Raw genomic sequence first — 21,775 nt, 5'->3', positions numbered from 1 at the left:
GTTTTATTGTGAAGATTGGGTTTTCATCTAAGTGGATAAAAATAGATTATAGTCCACAGTCAACAGTCGATAGTCGACAGATTTAAAGGAAGTATCTTTTCTATGGACTGTAGACCGTGGACTATAGACTAATTCTCATCGATCATCCGAATCCTTGGCTCATGGCGTCCTCCCTCAAAGGGGGTCAAAAGCCATAGATCTACAAGCTCTAAAGCTGTTTCAAGCGAAATCAGTCTTTGTCCCAGGGAGATCATGTTTGCATTGTTATGTTGACGGGCCAAACGGGCTGAATCAGGATTCCAGCACAAGGCACATCGAACCCCTTGAACTCGATTAGCGACCATGGCCTCTCCATTGCCGGATCCCCCAAGCACAATTCCCCGTTCATATTCTCCCCGGGCAACGGCCTGGGCAACGGGACGAATAAAAAGAGGATAATCAACAGGGCTTTCAGAATGGGTTCCGAAATCTTTAACCTCATAGCCTAAAGCAAGGAGATGTTTTTTGATTTCTTCTTTATATCTGAAACCTGCATGATCAGATCCAATAGCAATTTTCATTTTTAAATCCTTTAAATTTTTCAACATCTTACTAAATTTTGATGAGAGAATGAAAACTAAAATCCGATTTTGGATTTTGGATAAAAACTTTAAATAAAAATGGCATAAAGGTGTCGGATATCCTAAAATTTTGACATGTTACGCTGGATTTTGATTATCATTTTTTTAAATTTCAATATTTATTCTTTGACAGAAGGAGTGGAATCTTCTCAACCGAATATTTTCCTTGAGGAAACACAAGGGGTTCTCCCCCTCTTCATCAAGGTCAAACAACGGGTCGGTCAAAAAGGGCAATGGGATTCTTATCGGGATCCGGACATCTACAATTTTACCCAGCAAGCTTCCCTCGACATTGAGTTCACGAATGAATCTAGCAACGCATTTAAAAATCTTAAATTGGTTTATTTTATTTACGTTACTTCAGCCGAGGTAAAAGATCCTCACATTGCAGGGTCGGGAAGCCATGAATTTTCTTTAGGTAGTTTGGAAACCCTTCATTACAAAACGAATGAACAATCCTTTAAGGGACAAAAAACGGCTTTTGAATATTCCCCAAACCATCGAAAGGGAGACCGGTATTATGGATATGTGATCGGTGTCTGGGAGGGAGAAAAATTGATTGGTTTTGATGCGAATCCAGGCACCCTCAAGAAAACCCAAAATCATCTTTCTAAAATTCAAGAAGGTATTTCAGAAAATCATCCCGCCGAAACAAAAATCAAGGGTAGCAACTCAAAAGCTGAAAAATTAAACTCAAAAAAACATGAATCCTGAAAAACCCTTATTTTCCAAGACCTCTCAAAAAGGTTCCAGATCGAAGACGCCCGCAAGCGACTGCGGAGGCGTACTTTTTGATGGTACGCCGCACAAAGAAGCGCAGCGGGCAACGCAGCAGATGGGCCTTTTTCAGAGGTCTCGTCCCATTTATAACGCACTTGCTAAAAAAATCCTCATCCTCGATGGCGCCATGGGCACCATGATCCAAACCTATCAACTTCAAGAAAAGGATTATCGAGGAAGGCTCTTTTCCAATCATCCTTGCGATGTTAAAGGAAACAATGATCTTCTCTCCCTCACACAACCCCCTATGATCCAAGCCATTCATCGGGCTTATTTAGAAGCGGGGGCCGATATCATCGAGACCAATACTTTTAGCTCGAATGCCATTTCCATGGCCGATTATCAAATGGAAAATCAAGTTTATACCATGAATTTTGCCTCGGCCCAACTTGCAAAATCGGTGGCAGATGAATTTAAGAAGTCGGGAGAACTTCGCTTTGTCGCGGGAGCCATTGGGCCGACGAACCGCACGGCTTCTCTTTCTCCCAATGTAAACGACCCGGGTTTTCGAGCAGTAACATTTGATGATTTGGTAAAGGCTTACATGGAACAAGTACGAGGACTCGTGGCCGGGGGGGTTGACCTTTTGCTCGTCGAAACCATTTTCGATACGCTCAATGCCAAGGCGGCTCTCTTTGCCATTGAACAATTTTTTGAGGAGAATAAAATTCGTCTCCCGATCATGGTTTCAGTCACGATTACGGATGCCAGCGGCCGCACCCTCTCAGGTCAAACAATCGAGGCTTTTTGGAATTCGATTTCTCATGTTCCCCTTCTTTCAGTTGGAATTAATTGTGCCTTAGGGGCAAAAGAAATGGGCCCTTATTTAGAAGAGCTGTCCGGGATTGCCTCTTGTTTTGTGAGCTGTTATCCCAATGCGGGGCTTCCCAACCAATTTGCAGCGTATGATCAAACCGCAGAAGAAATGGCGCATTTAATTAAAAATTTTGCTCAAAAAGGATGGGTCAATATTGTTGGCGGTTGTTGTGGAACCACCCCCCTCCATATTCAAAAAATAGCTCAAGCGGTTAAAAATATTCCTCCTCGAAAAATTCCGGTGATTGAACCCATGCTGCGTTTAAGCGGCCTTGAAGCCATGAATGCCAGGGCAGGAATCAATTTTATTAATATAGGAGAGCGAACCAACATTACGGGTTCTCCCCAATTTTCAAAAGCTATTTTGGGAGGAGATTTTGAAAAGGGGCTTGCCATTGCCCGTCAGCAAGTAGAAAACGGGGCTCAGATTATTGATATCAATATGGATGAAGGGATGCTCGACTGTGAAGCCACGATGACACGTTTTCTTCATTTACTTAGCTCAGAGCCTGACATTACCAAGGTTCCAATGATGATTGATTCTTCAAAAGGGTCGGTCATTGAAGCGGGCCTCAAATGTGTTCAAGGAAAATCCATTGTCAACTCGATCAGTCTCAAAGAGGGGGAGGAAGCCTTCATCGAACATGCAAAAAAAATCCATCAGTATGGAGCAGCCATGGTCGTCATGGCCTTTGATGAAAAAGGGCAGGCCGCAGATTACGAAAGCAAGGTCGCCGTTTGTAAAAGGTCTTATGAGGTTTTAACAAAAAGGGCAGGGATCCCTCCCCAAGATATTATCTTTGATCCGAATATTTTAACAGTTGCGACGGGGATGGAGGAGCACAATCCTTATGCGGTTGATTTTATTAGGGCTACGCAAGAAATTAAACGAATACTGCCTCACGCGTATGTGAGTGGTGGAGTGAGCAATATTTCCTTTTCCTTTCGAGGAAACAATGTCGTGCGAGAGGCGATGCATTCAGCCTTTCTCTACCATGCCATCAAAGCAGGGTTGGATATGGGCATTGTCAATGCGGGGCAGTTGGCCGTCTATGAAGAAATCCCCAAGGATTTTTTGGAGCTTGTGGAAGATGTTCTTTTGAACCGGAGGCTGGACGCCACCGAACGCCTACTTCAATTTGCCCAAACAGTGAAGAAGAAAGAAAAGGCCCCTGTTGAAGAAGCTTCATGGCGTATGAAGACCGTCGAAGAGCGCCTGTCTCATGCCTTGGTGAAGGGAGTGGTCGATTATATTGATCAAGATGTTGAAGAGGCACGGCAGAAATATGCCAGACCCATTCAAATCATTGAAGGTCCTCTGATGAGCGGGATGAATATTGTTGGAGATTTATTTGGATCAGGAAAAATGTTTCTTCCTCAAGTGGTTAAAAGCGCTCGCGTCATGAAAAAAGCGGTTGCCTATCTTCTTCCTTTTATGGAGAAAGATAAATCAGAAGCCCAATCGAAAAAGGCCGGGAAAATCCTCCTGGCCACTGTGAAGGGGGATGTTCACGATATCGGGAAAAATATTGTGGGTGTTGTTTTAGGATGCAATAACTATGAAGTCATTGATTTGGGAGTCATGACCCCTTCTTCTAAAATTCTTCAAACGGCCCATGATGAAAAAGTGGATATCATTGGTTTAAGCGGACTCATCACCCCTTCTTTAGATGAAATGGTTCATGTGGCAAAAGAATTAGATCGTGAGGGATTCAAGCTTCCTCTTTTAATTGGAGGGGCGACCACCTCTAGAATTCATACGGCGGTCAAAATTGCTCCTCACTATCAAGGGTCGACCACCCATGTTTTAGATGCCTCACGTGCCGTAGGCGTTGTTTCAAATCTTCTTAATTCTCAAGAAAAAGAAGCTTTCATCGCAAAAACGAATACCGCTTATGAAGAGCTTCGCAAAACCCATGCGGCGGGCCAAACCCGAAAAATTCTGTCTCTGGAGAAAGCCCGCGAAAAGAGGCTTCAATTAAATTTTGATCCTGCTCCATCTTGCCCTTCTTTCTTAGGTGTGAAAATTCTTGAGGATTATCCCCTTCAAGAGATTCGCTCTTATATTGATTGGACGATGTTTTTTGTAACCTGGGAATTGAAAGGTCGATACCCAAAAATTTTTGACGATCCTAAAGTGGGCTCCGAGGCAAAAAAACTCTACGAGGATGCCCAACAACTTTTAGACCGAATCATTCAAGAAAAATGGTTGAGGGCTCAAGCTGTAATTGGATTTTTTCCAGCGAATCGGATAGGCGATGATATTGAACTTTACAGCGATGAAAAACGCGAAAGCGTTATAACTACTTTTCATATGCTCCGTCAACAAATAGAGAAAGAAGAGGGACAATTGAATTTTTCTTTGAGTGATTTTATTGCCCCTAAGGAAAGAGGCGTTAAAGATTATTTGGGTTGTTTTGCGCTCACCGCAGGAATCGGTATTGAAAAATGGGTTGAGCACTTCGAGAAAAATCACGATGATTATTCAAGTATTATGATCAAAGCACTGGCCGATCGATGCGCCGAAGCCTTGGCAGAACGAATGCATGAACGGGTGAGAAAAGAATTCTGGGGTTATAGCAAGATTGAAAATTTAACTCCAGATGCCCTGATTCGAGAACAATATCAAGGGATTCGTCCGGCCCACGGTTATCCGGCCTGTCCTGACCACACCGAAAAAAAAAATCTTTTTGATTTGCTCAAATGCAAGGAAAATGCAGGGATCGAACTCACTGAAAATTTTTCCATGTGGCCTGCCGCCTCGGTGAGCGGACTTTATTTTTCCCATTCGGAATCAAAATATTTTTCGATTGGTAAAATTGGAAAAGATCAAATCGAAGACTATGCCCGTCGAAAGGGAATGAAGGTTGAAGAGATGGAACGCTGGCTGTCACCTTATTTGGCTTATTAAGCTCAATGAGACAGCAATGGATATTCTTTCGGATGCTTCAGGGATTTTAACTCAAGATCGATATCCAAATCTGGCCAGTAAAGATGGGAGTGATGAAGAAGTTCGACATGATAGATCGAAGAGACCTGAGCATTCTTAAACCAGGGATATTCTTTAAAGGAGAGAAAAAATTCCTCTCCTTTCACCAAAATCCAAAGACCCTGTCGCAAAATGTCTTGAACTTCAACTTGAGAAGTGCTTTTTCCAAGCACGGGTGATTTCATCTTTTTTCCTTTCAACTACATTTTGCAATTCTCGAAGCTCTTTTGAGGACAGTCGGTAGTGTTCGCACAAAGATACAATGGGCTCAATCCAAAATTTTGCTTCTCCCGCTGGACAAGAAACGTGTACGTGAATCTTTTTTTCCTCACGGGAGAAGAAAAAGAAACGATAATTCTTGTATCGAAACACTGTCGGGCTCATTCGCTATCTAATATATCATAAGTTCTAACTCTATATCAAATGCTTGAGGAGATGAACATGAACGGCATTTTTTATTTGAACGAGTTATTGTTTTCTTCCAAATCTTCGAGAAGAACCATCATGAGTTTGCCATTTGCATGTTCCTCTTTTTCACGGTAAGCATGAATTAAATTCCTTAGGACGCGACTGATGATGGCAGTAGCGCTCGGAATATTTTGAAGGATGTCATAGGTCACTGGGGATAGATTTTGATTGATTTTGATGATTTCCTTTGGATCTATAAACTTTCCACCATTAAAACAATCCACCAGAAAAATTTTCCCTTCAAGAGAAACCCTGGCCAGAAAATGTCTTGGAAAATTACACCCTTCAATCTCCATACTGAGGCGATGTCCAACAAGAATATAAATGATGGTGAGACTGATCGGAAGACCTAATTTTTTTTCAAGGACATACATCAGATTACTGTGAAGGGGCTCGATTGTATCAGAAGGAGCCCCTTTTAATTTCTTTGTTTGAAATAAGAACTCTGCAAGCTTTGACGCATCTTTCTTTTCATACAGAGTCAAGTACTCATGGGCTAAATCATCAAGCAAAGATTCTAGGGGAGGATGCACTCCATTTCTTTCATATTGAAACTGGGCCAAGAGACTCATCGCCATTTCTAATTTTGCTTTTTCTCCTTTTAAAAAAAACCAGCTTGACCACGCTTCCTGTAGCCATTGGCGGCTTTCGGCTTGAAGAATATCTTGAAGAACCTTTTTTTGGATCGGGGTAGGAGGCTCTGGCAAATGGATAAGGGCCTCTTCGAGTCGCGGGCCTAAAGCACGCAGCTCTTTCAAAATCGCTTCCTGAACGACAGGTGAATCGTCATCCAAAAGTTTGAGAAGATAGGGAAGTTGAGTTTCGTTGGCCATCTTGTCCTTTATCAATAAATGAATGATAACTTATTGCTTATCGCTTACAACTGAATTTTCTGGATAATGAAAATGAATCGGAATTTCCATTGCAGGATGAAGACTCTTGTGAACGGGGCAGCTCAGGGCAGCGGCTTCCAGGGCTTGCTGCTCTTTTTCCCCTAACTTTACCGGAACATAAATGTTCACGTCTAATTTCTGTACGCGGCGAGGGGCTTCCTGCATATGTTTTTCGACACGGACCTTCATCCCCTTAAGTTCGATTCCACGGCGCTTCGCAAAAATACCCATCATGGTTGCCATACAAGTTCCCAAAGCCGTTGCTAAAAGGTCTGTGGGCGAAAAACTTTCCCCTCGGCCCTGATTATCAACCGGCGCATCGGTCGAAAGAGTAGCCTTGCTAGGCCCATGAAGTGCCGAACAATGCAAGTCCCCTTCATATTCAATCAGAATTTCGACCATATTCTTCTTCCTTATTAATTTCAATGATCCTTCGAGATCATCGCAATACAGGTGGCGCAAATTTGGGGTCCCTTCGCCCGCAGGCCCTCAGTGGACGAAGGCAAAGGCACCCCTCTTTTACCTTACCCTGAACTTCTTCTATCCCACACAAAAAATTTTTGCCGGACCCTGGTCGCTGGAACCACGAGGTCCGAGGACGAAGGGACCCCAAATTTGCGCCAGACCCCGTTTCCATTCAATTTTTATTATTGATATGAGCTAACTCATCTTCCACATTTTTTCAGAGTATTCTTTCACCATTCGATGAGTATTAAAAAAACCTGCCTCGGCAATACATCGAATCATCATGTCAATCCATTCTGAGTCGGCTTGAACAGAATCTTTTCTGTGCGTGTGATAATAAAGTTTAACCAATTCTTCAAGCGCCTGATAAAGGGCATTCGCATCATCATCCATTCTTAGAAAGTGTTCACTTTCAACCATCCCCCCCTCTGAGCGAAACCCAAAAATTTTACCAATTTCAGCGTCAGCGGCTTCAGCGACCCACCCATCTAACGTGCTTAATTGAAGGACCCCATTTAAAATGGCCTTCATTCCACTGGTTCCAGAGGCCTCAAAAGGAGGCAAAGGATTATTGAGCCAAACGTCTGCGGAACTCGTAAGAAGCTTACCAAAATAGGTATCATAATTCTCAAGCATGATAATTTTCACATCATGATACATCATATTCAACTTATCGATTCGCGATAGAATATCACTGATAATCCCTCGCCCAACATTATCATTCGGATGGGCCTTACCTGCAATTAAAATTTGAATCCGTCCGACACGTCGTGCAATTTCTATCAAGCGTTCAGGATAATGCAACAAAAGTCCGGGCCTCTTATAACCCGCAATTCTTCTGGCCCAGCAGATGGTAAAAACATCTTTATCCAGTTTCCAAGGGTCTAGTAACTTACACAGATTGGTTTTATTTTCCTGATGCGCCTGCCAAAGTTTTTCTCTGAAGGGGGTATCATCGGCCAATTTCATTACATTCTTAAGCGTGGTTGGATCCTTCCGCCAAGGTCCAATTTTAGCTTGATACTCATCTAAAAGAGTGGCAATCGATTGAGAAATCCAGGTTAAATGATGAACCCCGTTTGTAATGGCCAGAAGTTTCTCTTGAAAATCAGGGAATTGAAGACGGGTTACTTTTCCATGAAGTTGAGAGACGGCATTGATCTGACAAGTGGCATTCATGGCCAGGCGTGTGAGATTGATCATGCCCTGCTGATGAGGATCCATGCTTAATTTGCGAACTAAATTCATATGTTCAGGGGGAAGGATTTTTTCTGCAAGCGTCACCGGAAAGCGATCATGACCTGCCGCAACAGGGGTATGACAGGTGTATCCAAATTTCTTCTGGAGCTTTCGACAATCCTCTTCGCTCAAACCGCTGGCCTTTTCAATATAGGCAAAGGCCGCATGTCCTTCATTCAGATGGTACCAATCAATCGCATAACCCAACTCTTCCAGAGCAAGCATCCCTCCAACCCCTAAAATGGTTCTCTGCAAAAATTTCCACCATTCATCGTCACTGCGATAGAGTCTATACGTCAATTTTCGATTGGACTCGGTATTCTCAGGAAGATGGGAATCCAAGAGAACCAGAGGAATCACATGTTGATCATCATGACTATAAATATGATATTTCCAAAGTTTGAGAAAAATCGTATCTTCTTTCAGTTGAATCTTAACCCGATTCTTTAAAGGGACGAGCCCCGGCAAAGAATAAGGGTCCCAGAGAAGCGGCATGGGAATTTGCCCATCATGAAAGAGAAATTTTTGCTCAAAATATCCCTCATGCCATAAAATACCCACCCCCACAAGAGAAATGCCTAAATCAGCAGCACTCTTTAAAGTATCCCCCGCTAAAACACCCAGTCCTCCGCTATAGATAGGAAGGTCAGGAGGACGTTCCACTTTCAACTTATGAAAATAATCCATCGCCCTCAAATTTGAAAAAACTTCATGCGGATAATGGGTCATTCTCTGATGAACATGGGTTCCTGTAAAGGGACGATAAATATTGGGAGCAATTCCATATTCCATGGAAAAATAGGCCACGGACCTTACTGAAGAAGAACTGAGTTTCTCCTCTGCTCTCTTAAGAACAGAGAAAGGTCTCCCAAAATAAGAATCCCCTTTAATGTCCTCTTTATAGCGTGTCTCCAAATGTTCAATCTGAGACAAAATTTTATTTTGAGCCATGTTTAAATTCCTTACTTTCTTCTACTTCAAAACCCATGCCCTCAATCATTTGACGAGCCTCGATGGCCTGTTGCCCTGGTGTCGTCAAATATCCTTCCACAAAAATAGAATTGGCTGGATAAATCACAAATCGCTGAAGCTCTTTTAGATTAAATTCTCGTCCCCCAGCCGCCCGAACTTCTTTTTCAGGGTTCAAAAATCGAAAAACGCAAAGAGCCAGAATCCCTTTTACAGGATCAAGAAATTTCGCCCCATTGAGCGGGGTCCCATCGATGGGATGAAGAAAATTAAGGGGAATAGAATCAATATCTATGTCCCGGACTGTAAAAGCCAAATCAAGAATATCCTCGTCTGTTTCCCCCATTCCAATAATTCCTCCTGAGCACGTGGAAAGACCAGCGGCTTTAACCGCTTGAAGCGTATTTAAGCGGTCTTCATAGGTATGAGTTTTACAAATTTCAGGATAAAATCGCTCGGAGGTATTGAGATTATGATTCACCCAACCTACACCGCTTTCTTTTAGCCTCTTGGCTTTAGGAAGATCCATGAGCCCTAAGGAACAACAAATTTCAAGGGTCGGGTATTTCTCTTTAACAGCACCCACCACTTCGACCAAATGGTCAATATCTCGATCGCTGGGACCTCGCCCACTGGTGACCATACAAAAACGTTTAGCCCCTGATTTCACAGCTTTATCAGCAGCTTCGAGCAATGTTTTTTGAGGAAGGAGGCCGTATTTTTCAATCGGGGCTTTTGAAATCACCGACTGAGAACAGTAATGACAATCCTCGGGGCAAAGCCCGCTTCGGGTATTTTGTAAAAGACATAGCTTGACCCTTCGACCATGAAAATGTTCTCGGACCGGAAGAACTGCCTCCAACACCTTTTCAAAATCTTTGGCAGGGGCCTGGAGAACATTCCGAGCTTCGTCACGCGTAATAGACTTTCCCTTCAAAACTCTTTCTGATAATTCAAGATAGTTCATTTAGATTCCCAAATAGACCACAGACTACGGACCACAGACTATACCATGGACTACGAACCTTTTAAGTCTCTGGTCTCTAGTCTCTGGTCTCTGTTCTTCGGTCTCTGGTCTCTGGTCTGTAGTTTTAATCCAAAAGTCTTAATTGTTTTCTTTAATTCTTCAACCTGATCCGTTGGAGGAGCGCAGGAGCGGCTTGCACAAAGAAAGGCGACGGCTTCCTCAGCGTTTTCTTGAGAACGGATTTGCATTCTCAAATCTTCTGATAAAACTGAATCACTCCCTGCCTCTTTTCCCATCGGTAGAACCATTTTATGAGGCCGATAGACCTGATGGGCTGCCCAAACAAGAAATCGAAAGGACGGCTCCTCTTTCTTTCCCACCACCGCAACTTTAACCGGATCTTCTAAATGAAATGCCAAGGCCCGTACATACGTTGCAACTTCCGTCCCACCTTTTTCGGCTGATGGAGCAAACGCTTTTAACGTTTCTTCAGCTTTCTCGCGATACAATTTATTTCCGGTCAGCCAGTAAAGATGATCAAGCACCATGGCCAAAATAGGATTGGCCGCAGGAGTCGGATTATCTTCAAAGGATTTATGCTGATGTTTTAAAAGTCCTAAACTTTCCTTTTCAGGAATCGTATCAAAAAATCCTCCTTTTGAATCCCAAAATTTTTCAATGCAAAAATGAATGAGCTCAATCACATGATCCCGATACTTAACGTCTCCCGTCATTTCATAGGCTTGCCAGCAGGCATGGGCCATTTGGGCCTGATCATCTAAAACATTTTTCACCCATGGTTTTCCATCATGAATGCTATGGGACATCCCCTCGCCAGGAATATAGGCATGGTCCCATAAAAAATCGACTGTTTTTAAAGCAAACGTCTTTCCCTCCTCAAACCCCAGCGCCTTAAAAACCTCAAAGTAGGCGCAAACCATCATTGCATTCCAATTAATATAAATATTTTTATCAATCGACGGTTTTCCCCGATGATCGCGCGAAGCCTTTAATAAAGCCTTTCCGTTTTCAATGAGGGCTTCAACTTCTTTCAATTCAAGCTTCATCGACTGGGCTATTTCGCTTGCGTCTTTGGCAAGAGATAAGATATTTTTCTGATTTTTCCCAGAATCTTCAAGCCCCCAATAACGCTCCATCACCCGAAAAGTCAATAAATCCAAAACCGATTTAATTTCTGAAACAGTCCAGCGATAATAATGCCCATCCTCATCCCCAAGGGTATCGGCATCCTGACTGGCATAGAACCCTCCTTTTTCCTGATCGGAAAATTCCTCCTGTATGAATTGAAATAGACGGGTTGTCGTCTCTTTAAAAAATTTTTCCTGGGTCACCTGATAGGCATGAGCAAAATTTTCCAAGAGACCTGCATTCACATCCAGCATGACTTCAAAGTGAGGAACCTTCCATTCCCGATCGACAGAATATCGGTGGAAGGCCCCACCCAACTGATCATGGATTCCTCCACGTGACATGGCTTCTAATGTCATCTTAAAAAAATCCAAAATTTTTGAGTCCCCTTTTTGAATGGACTCTTCGAGTAAAAACTCTAAAGCCCCTGAATCCGGAAATTTTGGATTTCGCCCGAAGCCTCCATATTTTGCGTCAAGCGATCGAGACATATTCTGTAAAATTGTATCGATCAACTCAGCCGAAATTTCTCCCGACTGATCGCGCCCTTCTTGAAAAGAGCTCAAACTCAAAGTTAATTCCTTCGCATCTTTTTCGAGACTCTCTTTTTTCTTTTGATAAAGCTCGGCAATTTTTGGAAGAAGATTTTTCATGCCCGGCATCCCTGACCGATCTTCCGCTGGGAAAAAGGTCCCTCCATAAAAGGCCTCTCCTTGGGGTGTAAGAAAAGCTGTCAAAGGCCAGCCTCCCTGCCCAGAAATAGCCGCCACAGCCTCTTGATAGCGCTGATCCACATCCGGTCTTTCATCGCGATCGACTTTAATCGGAATAAAATATTTCTGAATGATTTTTGCAACCTCTGGATTTTCATAACTCTCCTGGTCCATCACATGACACCAGTGACACCAAACAGCGCCAATGTCTAAAAGAATCGGTTTATCTTCCTTTTGAGCTTTTTGAAAAGCTTCTTCACCCCACGGATACCATTCGATCGGTTGATGAGCTGCGCTTCTCAAGTAGGCGCTCGGAGAGTTAATGAGACGAGGATTTGTTTTATCCATATTCTTTTCAGTGGCCATGGCAGGAAGTTCCAAAAAAAATGTCAGAAGAAACAGCGGAAATAAATGATTCCATTTTTTCATAGTTTTTTATGGATCTCTACCACAATTTTGATTTTTGATGTTTGATTTTTGATATCAATTTCCTAATGGGCCGTTACTACTTACTACATTTCTCACACTCACACGCTTTTCTTAAAGCATCAAAAGAATAAATCCCTGTATCATGTCCGTCGGCCCACGTGAGCGCAATCGCGTAGCCTCCTATTTTTCTCACACCTATAATGGTAAAACGACCGGGATGGATTCCCATTCCCCGTTTAAGATCGTGCGAGCACATCGCACAAGGGCAAATACGTCTGAGCGTTTCCCCCCGATAAATGCTCTCGTGCCCATCCTCCCACAGGATCCCAAGTTCTCCAGAAGGAAAATGTTGAATCTCTTTCGGCTGAATGGACATGACAGAATAGTACCTCGGACTGGGAATATCGTACACCCTAATTTTTTCGTGGATGATCTTCCCTCTTCAAGATACGATATGAAATATGAAAATATACACTCAAACGGGAGATCAGGGTAAAACGGGCTTGATCGGAGGAGCCCGCGTTTGGAAAGATGATTTGAGAATTGAAGCTTATGGAACCGTCGATGAACTCAATGGGGCCATGGGAATGGCCTGTGGCCTACTTGAAAATTCGAAAATTTCGAAAAAAATAAAAGTTTTTGTTGACACATCTCTTAAAAAAATCCAAAGCGAACTTTTTGATCTGGGCTGTCAACTCGCCAATCCAAAATCCCAAGGGAATCTCCCTCAGATTTCGGAAGAATCTGTTAAAAATTTAGAACTTCTCATCGATCAAATGGAAAGAGATCTTCCTCCCCTAAAACAGTTTATTCTTCCGGGTGGCCCTCTCCTTTCAGGATGCCTTCACCTGGCCCGAGGCATTTGCCGCAGGGCAGAGCGAAGGACGATTCAACTTTCAAAAAAGGAATCCGTCGATCTTGTCGCGATTCGCTATCTTAACCGTTTAAGCGATCTTTTGTTTGTCTTTGCCAGATGGCTCCAGCATAAAATGGGATTCGAGGACATCCCCTGGAAGAATTCTCGACTGGGTAAAAAAAATTAAGCGTTTAAGAGTGAAAAATAAAAATTACGAAGCTTATTGTTTATTTTCATAAAATATTGAAAATAGAATTCATTCGTGAAATAATTCATTTATAGAGTGAGGCTTGTAGAAAGGAAGGGAAATTTGGCAAAATTTGTTTTTATTGTCTTGGGCGGTCTTATGGTGGCCTTCTCTTCCCTCAGTTGTGGATCTCAAGACATTATCAAAGTGCATGATCCTTGCGGGTGCATCTCAACTTGCTCCTGTGTCCACTGTGTCCTGGTCTCCCATGTTTGCGATTGTGACCCTAAAATACAATAACCCTTCATATGGGTTCATTAAATAGTATAGAATCCTGTCGCTTTAAAAACCCAAAGCTGAAAATAAATTTCCCCGCAACAAACGGCGAAAATGGATTTCACTTTTTAATGGGGCTGTAGCTCAGTTGGTAGAGCACGTCGTTCGCAACGACGGGGTCAGGGGTTCGATTCCCCTCAGCTCCACCCTATTGTATTTTTAGCATTACCCCTTCCAAAAATATCTTTCGGCTGCTGAAAAAATTCTTTTCCTTATCTTCTCCTGAAAGGGCTTAAAGTAGCCGTAGCCTCTAGAAGTTTTCGATTCTCTACAGGCAGGATAAAACTTACTGTTGTTCCCTCGGCTGGCCGACTTTCTACAACGATTTTTCCGCCATGGGCTTCTATAATCATTTTACTGGTGGTCAGTCCCAATCGAGCCCAACCTATTTTTAATCTGATGGCTCAACTCGCCTGCCATGGTTCTGACAAGTTTCATTTCCTGCTCCCGGATTCCAGCCTCCAGCCGCTTATAATCCAGAACCAGCGCCAATTGATTTCCCAAGCGATGAAGAAGCTCCAAATCAATTTAATGAAAACTCGCATGATCACAATATTGACCTGAACGGCCTGCTCGCTGTTCAACACACTTGAAAGCATGGTTACGCCTTGCTCTGTAAAGGCATAAGGTACGCACCTAAAACCTGCGTGAAGAGTATCATTTTTCAGGCAATGGGGACAAATTTTTAATTTTGAGCAACGTTGAGCGGTTGAAGACAAAGATGATGGAATTCTTAGGGACTGATGAAGGAAAGAGATGGATGGCGTTGCGAAAGAACAATGTTGAGCCAGTCTTTGGAAATATCAATTTCAATGATCTTTCGAGATCATCGTGTGCGATGAAAGTCCAGAGTCTCCCTATAGTTAACCCCAAAAACTGGACCACCTGTTAAGATAGAAAACTGTGTCAATAAAAGGACAGGAGGTCAAGCTTAGACTACGACTTCTTTTATTCTTTTAAAAACAACAAAAACAAAAAAGGTGACATTTCTAAATTGGCTTTACACATTTGGAAAAATCCATTGTCATTATTTTAATCGAATGTTACATTGCTCGGATCATGAATGTTCAAGGGGCTCAAAAGCCTCGAGTGGAAATTCCAGAACTTAGAGAAGAAGGGGCTCCCAAAGAAGGTAACCCTCAAACGCTCGATCGCCGACTCTTTATGCAGTTTTTATGTTTCACGGATTGTCGAGAGGTCAACACACTTGTTGAACCCCTTCGAGCTTCTGGTTTAGAAGGCGTTCTTTATTTAGATGTGAATGATCCTCAAGGAGTTGGGCTTTTGGTCTTGAGTGAAGATCCGGATGTCTTTACAAAAAAGATGAGACCTCTTCTTCTTTTAAATCCTTTCGTTCAGCTTAGCCCCCGGCCAGAATTGACGATGTTGGGCCGGACTTACTCAAGCGGCCATGAACAAAATTTAGAAGATTGGCTTTTAGCTAAGCCGCGTCGTAATCTTTCAAATCCCGCCCTGTCCTGGGCCGTTTGGTATCCTTTGAAGCGCAAACCTGAATTTGAACTTCTTTCCAAGGAGGAGCAGCGGGGAATTTTGATGGAACATGCGAAGCTGGGCATGAGTTATGGGGCCGCTGATTTGGCGCATGATGTTCGTCTTGCCTGTCATGGACTCGATCAGAATAACAATGAATTTGTGATTGGCATTATCTCGTCCAAACTTCACTCCATTTCTCGGCTTGTTCAAGACATGCGTAAAACTCAGCAGACGGCCAAATACATTGAGTCCATGGGACCCTTCTTCGTTGGGCAAGTTTTATTCTCATCGGTAAGACTTGAAGTTTGAAGTAATGGGTTAGCTTGTATTTTTTTATCGTTGCCATCCAATCCTTTCTTTCATCGCACATGATGATCTCGAAGGATCATTGAAATTGATATCACTGTTGTCCGGTTAGAAGATTTAAAACATAGCCTGAAGAGCCGCAATTCCTTAATGTAGGTCGGTTTAAGGGGAAGATATTTGCGATGGATGCAAGCATGATTAACTGATCAGTAGTGATGTCCATTAATAAAAACCCGATGGGTCGCATCAAAGAACAAAATATTAATAAAATATTCGACGAATATTTGTATAATATTCGTCGAATATTTATTGACATGGTTGTATCGTTCTGGTAAGGTTTTAACATGCCGCTCGACATTTCCTCTGTCCTAAAAGAAGGCAAAGGCCAAAAGATTGAATTCAAGGAAGGACTTTCTTTCTTGGCCCCTGAGTTCGTTGCGTTTGCGAATGCAAGCGGAGGGAGGCTTTATGTTGGAATCACGGATCGGGGAGAGGTTCACCCCACGGCCCTCACCAACAGACTCAAAAGTCAAATCACTGATATCGCCAGAAACTGTGATCCTCCCATCGAGATCAAGATCTCTCAAGCAGACGACAAGGTCATCACGGTCGAGATCCCCGAAGGTAAAGACAAACCCTACAAATGCAAAGAGGGATGTTTCCTCAGGATTGGACCCAATACTCAAAAATTAAAACGGGATGAAATTGTTCAGCTCATACAACATGCAGGAAAGATACACTTTGATGAGCTCATCAATGAGCGCTTTATTTTCCAGAAAGATTTTGACAAGGACGAGTGGGAAAAATACAGAAAACTGGCTGGCTACCCTTCCAACATCGAAAGTAAAGACGCCCTTGTCAATATCGGGGTTGCATCGCATCGAGAAAAGAAAATTTTATTGACGAACGCCGCCCTTTTATTCTTTGCAAAAAATCCCCAACAATTCTTTCCAGAGGCCAGCGTCACATGCCTCAAGTACCGAGGACAAACCCGTTACGATATTATCGATCGTTACGAATGCAAGGGAAACATTTTAAAACAATTGGAAGAAACCCTCACCTTTTTCGGACGCTACAATGCACGGCAGATCAAGATCACTGGCGCTCCTAGGCATGAAGAGTGGGAAGACTATCCATCCGTTGCCATTCGAGAAGCCGTGATCAATGCCCTGATCCATCGGGATTATCTCTATGACATCTCTCACATCTACCTTCATATTTATGACGGGCATTTGGAATTGGATAATCCCGGCGGATTCATTCGAGGACTGAGTTTGGAAGATCTTGGCTCGAAGGCTGCCCGTCGAAACCGCATGCTGGCGGATCTCATGCAACGGGCAGGCTACATTGAAAATGCCGGGACAGGGATACTCAGAATACAGGAGGCCTTAAAACGCAACAACAATCCGCCCGCCCAAATTTCAGCAACAAACTTCTTTTCACTGCGACTGATCGCCAGACCTAAAAACCTGACAGAGGATGATCTCACGGATCGCCAAAGAAAACTCTATGCCTTCCTGACCCAAAGAGGAAAGGTCTCTACGACAGATTGCACCCAAATCATGGGAGTCGGGTCTGATACCATCCTGAGTGAATTGAAGGCATTGCTCTTGAAAAATCTTATTCAGAAAACAGGAAAGGGTAAAAACACGAGATATTTTATATGAAACGTCTTGTTCTTCTTATTTCAATTGCGGCATTTGTTGGCGCTTTACACACGGCCCTTTATTTATCCCCCTGGGGTCACTCGCTTGAAATGAAATTTTTGGATCTTTGGTTTCATCTCCGAGGGCTCGTCCCATCCCCGGGAAATGTCGTGGTTGTTGCCATGGATGAAGATAGTTATGGCACTCTGGGTCTTTCTCCAACTCAGGCCTGGCCAAGGATCAAACATGCTGAACTCTTAAAGAGATTGAGTGAGGCCGGAGCGAAACGTGTTGTTTTTGATGTTTTATTTTTAGGGGAAAGTCTCGATCCCGAAGTCGATCAGAAATTGGCCATGGCCTTTCACCTCATACCCACGGTTCTGGGAGCGGATTATGGTGTGATCGAAGAGGGGTCTTATCATAAGGAAGGGCTCGTTCTTCCTTTGAAAGATTTTCGGAAACATACTCAAACAGCTCTGGTCGGACTCCCCGAAGAAGAGGGATATATTCGAAGATTTTGGGTGAAACGATCGGAACTCACATCAAATTTTTCTACACTGGCCGAAGTAGCCGTGGGGGATAAAATTTCTCACCTACCCGATGAGAATGATCTCATTAATTATTATGGCCCTCCTCGGACCCTTCCCACCTATTCCTATTATCAAGCCCTCGAACAAGAACATCCTCTCCCTCCAGAAACCTTCCGCGACAAAATTGTTTTTGTGGGACTCTCTTTACGGACAGAATTGGGCCCGGCCCAAAAAGATGCCTACTTAACCCCTTTTTCAAAAGAAGGGCGTATGTTCGGTGTCGAAATCCATGCAACCGCAGCGGAAAATCTCATTCGTCAAGATTGGATTTCTCAAAGCCCCTTCAATCTGGAGGCCCTCTTTTTAGCGGTCTGGACCTTTATGTTAAGTCTTCTTCTCTTTCGATTCAAACCCCAGAGAGGAATCTGGATTCTTCTAGGGGCTGAAACCCTTTGGGTTTTGGCAGCCTACATGAGCTTTTTGAAAGAGGTTTTTCTGCCAGGGGCCGTTCTAAACGTGATGATTCTTCCCTTTAATTTTCTGGTCAGCACCCTTTACTATTATGTCATCACCCGCCGTAAAAAAAGGCAGCTCCAACGAGCCTTTGAATTCTACCTCTCCCCAGAAATGGCTCGTGAGGTCGCCCATCATCCGCAAGCTTTGAGGCTTGGGGGAGAAAAGGTGGTTGCAACAGCTCTCTTCACAGACATTGAAGGCTTCACAGAAAAGGCAGAAGGGATGACTCCAGAAAATGTGGCCACCCTGCTCAACGCCTATTTTACTGAGGTGATGGACGCCATTTTTGAGAAAAAAGGAACTTTAATTAAATTCATTGGGGATGCGGTGTTTGCCCTTTGGGGAGCTCCGATTAAGACCGATCAACATGCTCAATGGGCTTGTGAGACGGCCCTTGCCATTCAAGAAGAGATCAAAAAATTTAACGCTTCAGGCCGATTCCCTCCCCTTAAAACCCGCATCGGCATTCATACAGGACCGATGGTCGTTGGGAATCTGGGCTCCAAGCGAAGGTTTGACTTTACCGCCATTGGAGACTGCGTCAATCTGGCCTCCCGCGTCGAAGGCCTTAATAAATATTTTGGGACTCAAATTTTGATCACCGATGCCGTCCTTACTCAATCAAAATCGATCGCCCATCTCGAGTTAGGATCGGTTCAAGTCGTTGGGAAAAAAGAATGTGTCCCTCTTTATACTTTGCTTCATGAACCTCTTCCTAAAAGCATCGAAACTTCATGGATGAGCGCCCTTCAAAAATTTAAAAATCAAGATTGGGATGAGGCCTCTAAATTATTCGAAAAACTTTATCTCAAAAATACTCTTCTGAAGAAATCCTGTGAACTTTATCTTGAACAAATTAAATTTCATCGTGTTCACCCGCCCGCTCAAGAATGGAAAGGGGAAATTGTTTTTACTGCTAAATGATGGGATGGATTACAATTCAATGGATGGGACTATTTCGAATCCAGCTCTTTTAAAATGTTTATCAAACGTAAATACCTTTTGAATGTTTCTCCTTTTCATGAGGACAAATGAAATGCAATCCGTAAAGCTGACTTTCTGATCGGCGTATTTTTCAAAGAGTACGATCGCGTTTAACTCGTCTTCCTCGTCTGGGCGAAGGATGATCAATCTTTTTGAGGAATATAGATTTTTCGCTCTTTCAGCAGCAAAGCAATATCCTGTTCGACGAGCCAGTAGGGTAAACATTTCGTCAAGAACAAAATTGCTGGTGAAATGGCTTTCATCGGAGTTTTCGAGCAAAGACCAGTATTTTGAGGATAATGCGTGATACTGATCGCGACTTGTGAAACGAGGGAGAAAAGCACTGGTGTCAATAAAAATCACGCATCATCTCCATAGAGATAATCGTCGTGTCTTTCCGACAGGTCTTTTGGAACTTTTCCACGAAAGACAGCTTTGTCGGCAAAAAAAGGATCTAAAGACTTTGTATTTTTTGTCTTTCTAATAGCCTTTTTCAATGTTTCTCTTACGAATTCCCCAAAAGAAATGCCCATTTTTTGGGCCATTTGCACGGCCTTGAATTTTAAATCTAATGGCAACATGATCGTTGTTCTGTGCATATCTCCCTCACTTATATATGCATCATATCATAGCCATAACTTTTGTCAATCCCTATTCAGATCCCTTGTTATAAGTGAGCAATGTTTTTGCATTCTTGAAACGGGTTGGAAGTTTGGTATTATCAAAGGCGCTACTCTGCCCGCCTCGCCCGACTTGAAGTCAGTCAAGTCGTGGCGGGTTTTCAACTTGTCGAGGACGATGCCGGGTAAAAGACAGGTAAGTTTTTAAAGGAGTTTGTTTGCTTAAATTTTTCATCATTGAAAGATATGTTTATGATTCTCATTGGCTTGTGTGCTTTTCTAGCGACTTTCCTTGGAGGGTTATTTGCCCTTAAATTTAAGGACAAGCTCCATCTCTTTATTGGGTTTAGCGCAGGGGCTGTGATTGGGGTTGCCTTTTTCGACTTACTCCCCGAAGCCATTGAACTGGGGAACAAGGTTCATACCCCTTTATTCATCACCTCCCTTACAGGACTTGGATTTGTGATCTATATGTTACTGGATCGGACCTCGCTTCTTCACTCACATCCCGATGAGGCGTGTAAAAACCCTATTCATCATGAGAGAAGGGGACAACTGGGGGCCGGAAGTTTATCCCTTCATAGTTTGATCGATGGGATTGCGATTGGACTTGCCTTTCAAGTATCGCAAGCAGTCGGAATCACAGTCGCCATTGCAGTTCTTGTTCATGATTTTTCCGATGGAATCAACACCGTCAGCATCATTCTAAAAAACGGTGGAGAAAAACCCTTGGCCTTTCGATGGCTTTTAGTGGATGCCCTGGCCCCTTTGATCGGAATTTTTTCCACTCTCTTTTTTACACTCACCGCTACTGTCCTGGGCGCTCTACTGGCTATTTTTGGAGGTTTTTTCCTTTATATTGGAGCCAGTGACCTCTTGCCTGAAAGCCATCATTCCCATCCCACCCGATGGACGACCTTTATGACCCTTTTAGGAATTCTTGTCCTGTACATTGTCATCCGATTTTCCAATTAGTTAATTTCTACTCCAGATAAAAATACTAGAAATTCTAAAAAGGGCTGTTATAATCCATCCCATTCCAAAAGTTGTAAAAAAACTGAAATATTATTTTTCTATGCATGGACTGAGTTGGTGGCTTCCTGAAGGTATTTCAACCTATAGTGGCAAGGTTGACGCGATTTTTTATGTCATTCTTGTTATTACAGGGGTTATGTTCTTTCTCGTCGAAGGGGCTGTTCTCTTCTTTGCTTTTCGTTATCGTGATCGCGCAGACGGATCCAGGGCAAAATACTTTCATGGAAATGTTAAGCTCGAAATCATTTGGACTTTAATTCCCACGATTTTACTTGCTGTCTTGATGGTCAAAAGCGAGCAAGGTTGGACTGAGATTAAAACCAACATGCCTCAAAACCCCGATTTAGAAATCGAAGTGACGGCTCAGCAGTTTGCTTGGAATATTCATTATCCCCAAAGTGAAGTGACCACCTTAAATCAACTTCATGTTCCCGTAGGGAAAAAAGTTTTGGTTAAATTGACTTCAAAGGATGTCATTCATAGTTTTTTCATTCCGACCTTTCGCTTAAAACAAGATGCAGTGCCAGGAACAAATATTCCATTATGGTTTGAAGCGACAAAGACAGGAAATTATGATTTGGTCTGTGCCGAATTTTGTGGGCTTGCACATTATCGCATGAAGGGGTATATCACCATCGAGACCCCGGAAGAGTTTGAGAAGTGGCTCGATCAATCGAAAAAAGAAACTGAGAAGAAGGGGGGAGAGGATGAGTGGTAAAAAGTAGTTCAAAGTTCAAAGTTTAAAGTTAAAAGAAAAAGCAAAAACTA

General features: G+C 43.0%; 19 protein-coding genes and 1 tRNA gene. 9 read left to right on the top strand and 11 right to left on the bottom strand.

All coding sequences use genetic code 11. The features are described from left to right. Positions 1-128: 128 nt before the first annotated feature. Complete coding sequence (rpiB, locus tag HYS07_06075; GenBank protein ID MBI1870742.1) at positions 129-560, bottom strand: ribose 5-phosphate isomerase B; 432 nt, start codon at positions 558-560, stop codon at positions 129-131. Positions 561-695: 135 nt separating this feature from the next. Between rpiB and HYS07_06070 the strand changes: the two genes are divergently transcribed. Further along, positions 696-1,334, top strand: a complete 639-nt coding sequence (locus HYS07_06070; GenBank protein ID MBI1870741.1) for a hypothetical protein — start codon at positions 696-698, stop codon at positions 1,332-1,334. Positions 1,335-1,455: 121 nt separating this feature from the next. After that, positions 1,456-5,127, top strand: a complete 3,672-nt coding sequence (gene metH, locus HYS07_06065; GenBank protein ID MBI1870740.1) for a methionine synthase — start codon at positions 1,456-1,458, stop codon at positions 5,125-5,127. Positions 5,128-5,129: 2 nt separating this feature from the next. Here the strand turns inward: metH and HYS07_06060 are convergent, their stop codons facing one another. From HYS07_06060 to HYS07_06025, 8 genes are all read right to left on the bottom strand, one after another. Continuing rightward, the gene (locus tag HYS07_06060) at positions 5,130-5,390 is read right to left on the bottom strand and encodes a DUF2442 domain-containing protein (protein MBI1870739.1); all 261 of its coding nucleotides are present in this window, start codon (positions 5,388-5,390) and stop codon (positions 5,130-5,132) included. Then, the gene (locus tag HYS07_06055; GenBank protein ID MBI1870738.1) at positions 5,350-5,589 is read right to left on the bottom strand and encodes a DUF4160 domain-containing protein; all 240 of its coding nucleotides are present in this window, start codon (positions 5,587-5,589) and stop codon (positions 5,350-5,352) included. Before HYS07_06055 ends, HYS07_06060 begins: the two co-directional genes overlap by 41 nt. A 71-nt stretch (positions 5,590-5,660) precedes the next feature. Further along, on the bottom strand, positions 5,661-6,506 hold the full coding sequence (locus tag HYS07_06050; protein MBI1870737.1) for a hypothetical protein: 846 nt from the start codon (positions 6,504-6,506) through the stop codon (positions 5,661-5,663). A gap of 30 nt (positions 6,507-6,536) precedes the next feature. Next, on the bottom strand, positions 6,537-6,968 hold the full coding sequence (locus tag HYS07_06045) for an OsmC family protein (protein ID MBI1870736.1): 432 nt from the start codon (positions 6,966-6,968) through the stop codon (positions 6,537-6,539). Positions 6,969-7,226: 258 nt separating this feature from the next. After that, positions 7,227-9,221 carry an alpha-glucan family phosphorylase gene (gene glgP / locus HYS07_06040; GenBank protein MBI1870735.1) on the bottom strand — a complete coding sequence of 665 codons (1,995 nt, stop codon included), beginning with the start codon at positions 9,219-9,221 and terminating at the stop codon, positions 7,227-7,229. Then, entirely contained in the window at positions 9,208-10,206 is a 999-nt protein-coding gene (gene bioB, locus HYS07_06035) for a biotin synthase BioB (protein ID MBI1870734.1), read from the bottom strand. The genes glgP and bioB overlap by 14 nt, the downstream gene beginning before the upstream one ends. Positions 10,207-10,256: 50 nt before the next feature. Next, complete coding sequence (locus HYS07_06030) at positions 10,257-12,497, bottom strand: thioredoxin domain-containing protein (protein ID MBI1870733.1); 2,241 nt, start codon at positions 12,495-12,497, stop codon at positions 10,257-10,259. Between the two features lie 76 nt (positions 12,498-12,573). Next, positions 12,574-12,873 (bottom strand): DUF971 domain-containing protein, encoded by a 300-nt coding sequence (locus HYS07_06025; GenBank protein MBI1870732.1) that lies wholly within the window; start codon positions 12,871-12,873, stop codon positions 12,574-12,576. Positions 12,874-12,958: 85 nt separating this feature from the next. On the opposite strand from HYS07_06025, the gene HYS07_06020 reads away from it, so the two are divergent. The 5 genes from HYS07_06020 (at position 12,959) to HYS07_06000 (ending at position 19,292) form a co-directional block, all read left to right on the top strand. Further along, positions 12,959-13,540: a cob(I)yrinic acid a,c-diamide adenosyltransferase gene (locus HYS07_06020; protein MBI1870731.1), complete on the top strand. Its 582-nt coding sequence runs from the start codon at positions 12,959-12,961 to the stop codon at positions 13,538-13,540. Positions 13,541-13,949: 409 nt separating this feature from the next. Then, a tRNA-Ala gene (locus HYS07_06015) sits at positions 13,950-14,022 on the top strand. 862 nt (positions 14,023-14,884) lie between these two features. Then, the gene (locus tag HYS07_06010) at positions 14,885-15,679 is read left to right on the top strand and encodes a chlorite dismutase family protein (GenBank protein MBI1870730.1); all 795 of its coding nucleotides are present in this window, start codon (positions 14,885-14,887) and stop codon (positions 15,677-15,679) included. 341 nt (positions 15,680-16,020) lie between these two features. Beyond that, positions 16,021-17,343, top strand: coding sequence for a putative DNA binding domain-containing protein (locus HYS07_06005; protein ID MBI1870729.1), 1,323 nt, complete (start codon positions 16,021-16,023; stop codon positions 17,341-17,343). Further along, a complete protein-coding gene (locus HYS07_06000; protein ID MBI1870728.1) occupies positions 17,340-19,292 on the top strand; it encodes an adenylate/guanylate cyclase domain-containing protein in 1,953 nt (650 codons plus the stop codon). The genes HYS07_06005 and HYS07_06000 overlap by 4 nt, the downstream gene beginning before the upstream one ends. Before the next feature lie 9 nt (positions 19,293-19,301). Here HYS07_06000 and HYS07_05995 read toward each other — a convergent pair whose 3' ends face one another. Beyond that, entirely contained in the window at positions 19,302-19,715 is a 414-nt protein-coding gene (locus HYS07_05995; protein MBI1870727.1) for a type II toxin-antitoxin system VapC family toxin, read from the bottom strand. Then, positions 19,712-19,951, bottom strand: coding sequence for a hypothetical protein (locus HYS07_05990; protein ID MBI1870726.1), 240 nt, complete (start codon positions 19,949-19,951; stop codon positions 19,712-19,714). The genes HYS07_05995 and HYS07_05990 overlap by 4 nt, the downstream gene beginning before the upstream one ends. 273 nt (positions 19,952-20,224) lie before the next feature. On the opposite strand from HYS07_05990, the gene HYS07_05985 reads away from it, so the two are divergent. Together HYS07_05985 and coxB are read left to right on the top strand one after the other, a co-directional pair. Then, entirely contained in the window at positions 20,225-20,947 is a 723-nt protein-coding gene (locus HYS07_05985; GenBank protein ID MBI1870725.1) for a ZIP family metal transporter, read from the top strand. A 100-nt stretch (positions 20,948-21,047) separates the two neighbouring features. After that, complete coding sequence (coxB, locus tag HYS07_05980) at positions 21,048-21,725, top strand: cytochrome c oxidase subunit II (GenBank protein ID MBI1870724.1); 678 nt, start codon at positions 21,048-21,050, stop codon at positions 21,723-21,725. The last annotated feature ends 50 nt before the right edge of the window (positions 21,726-21,775 follow it).

The organism is Chlamydiota bacterium (genome assembly GCA_016178055.1).
GTDB lineage: Bacteria > Auribacterota > JACPWU01 > JACPWU01 > JACPWU01 > JACOUC01.
This window is presented reverse-complemented; position numbering and strand designations above follow the sequence as displayed.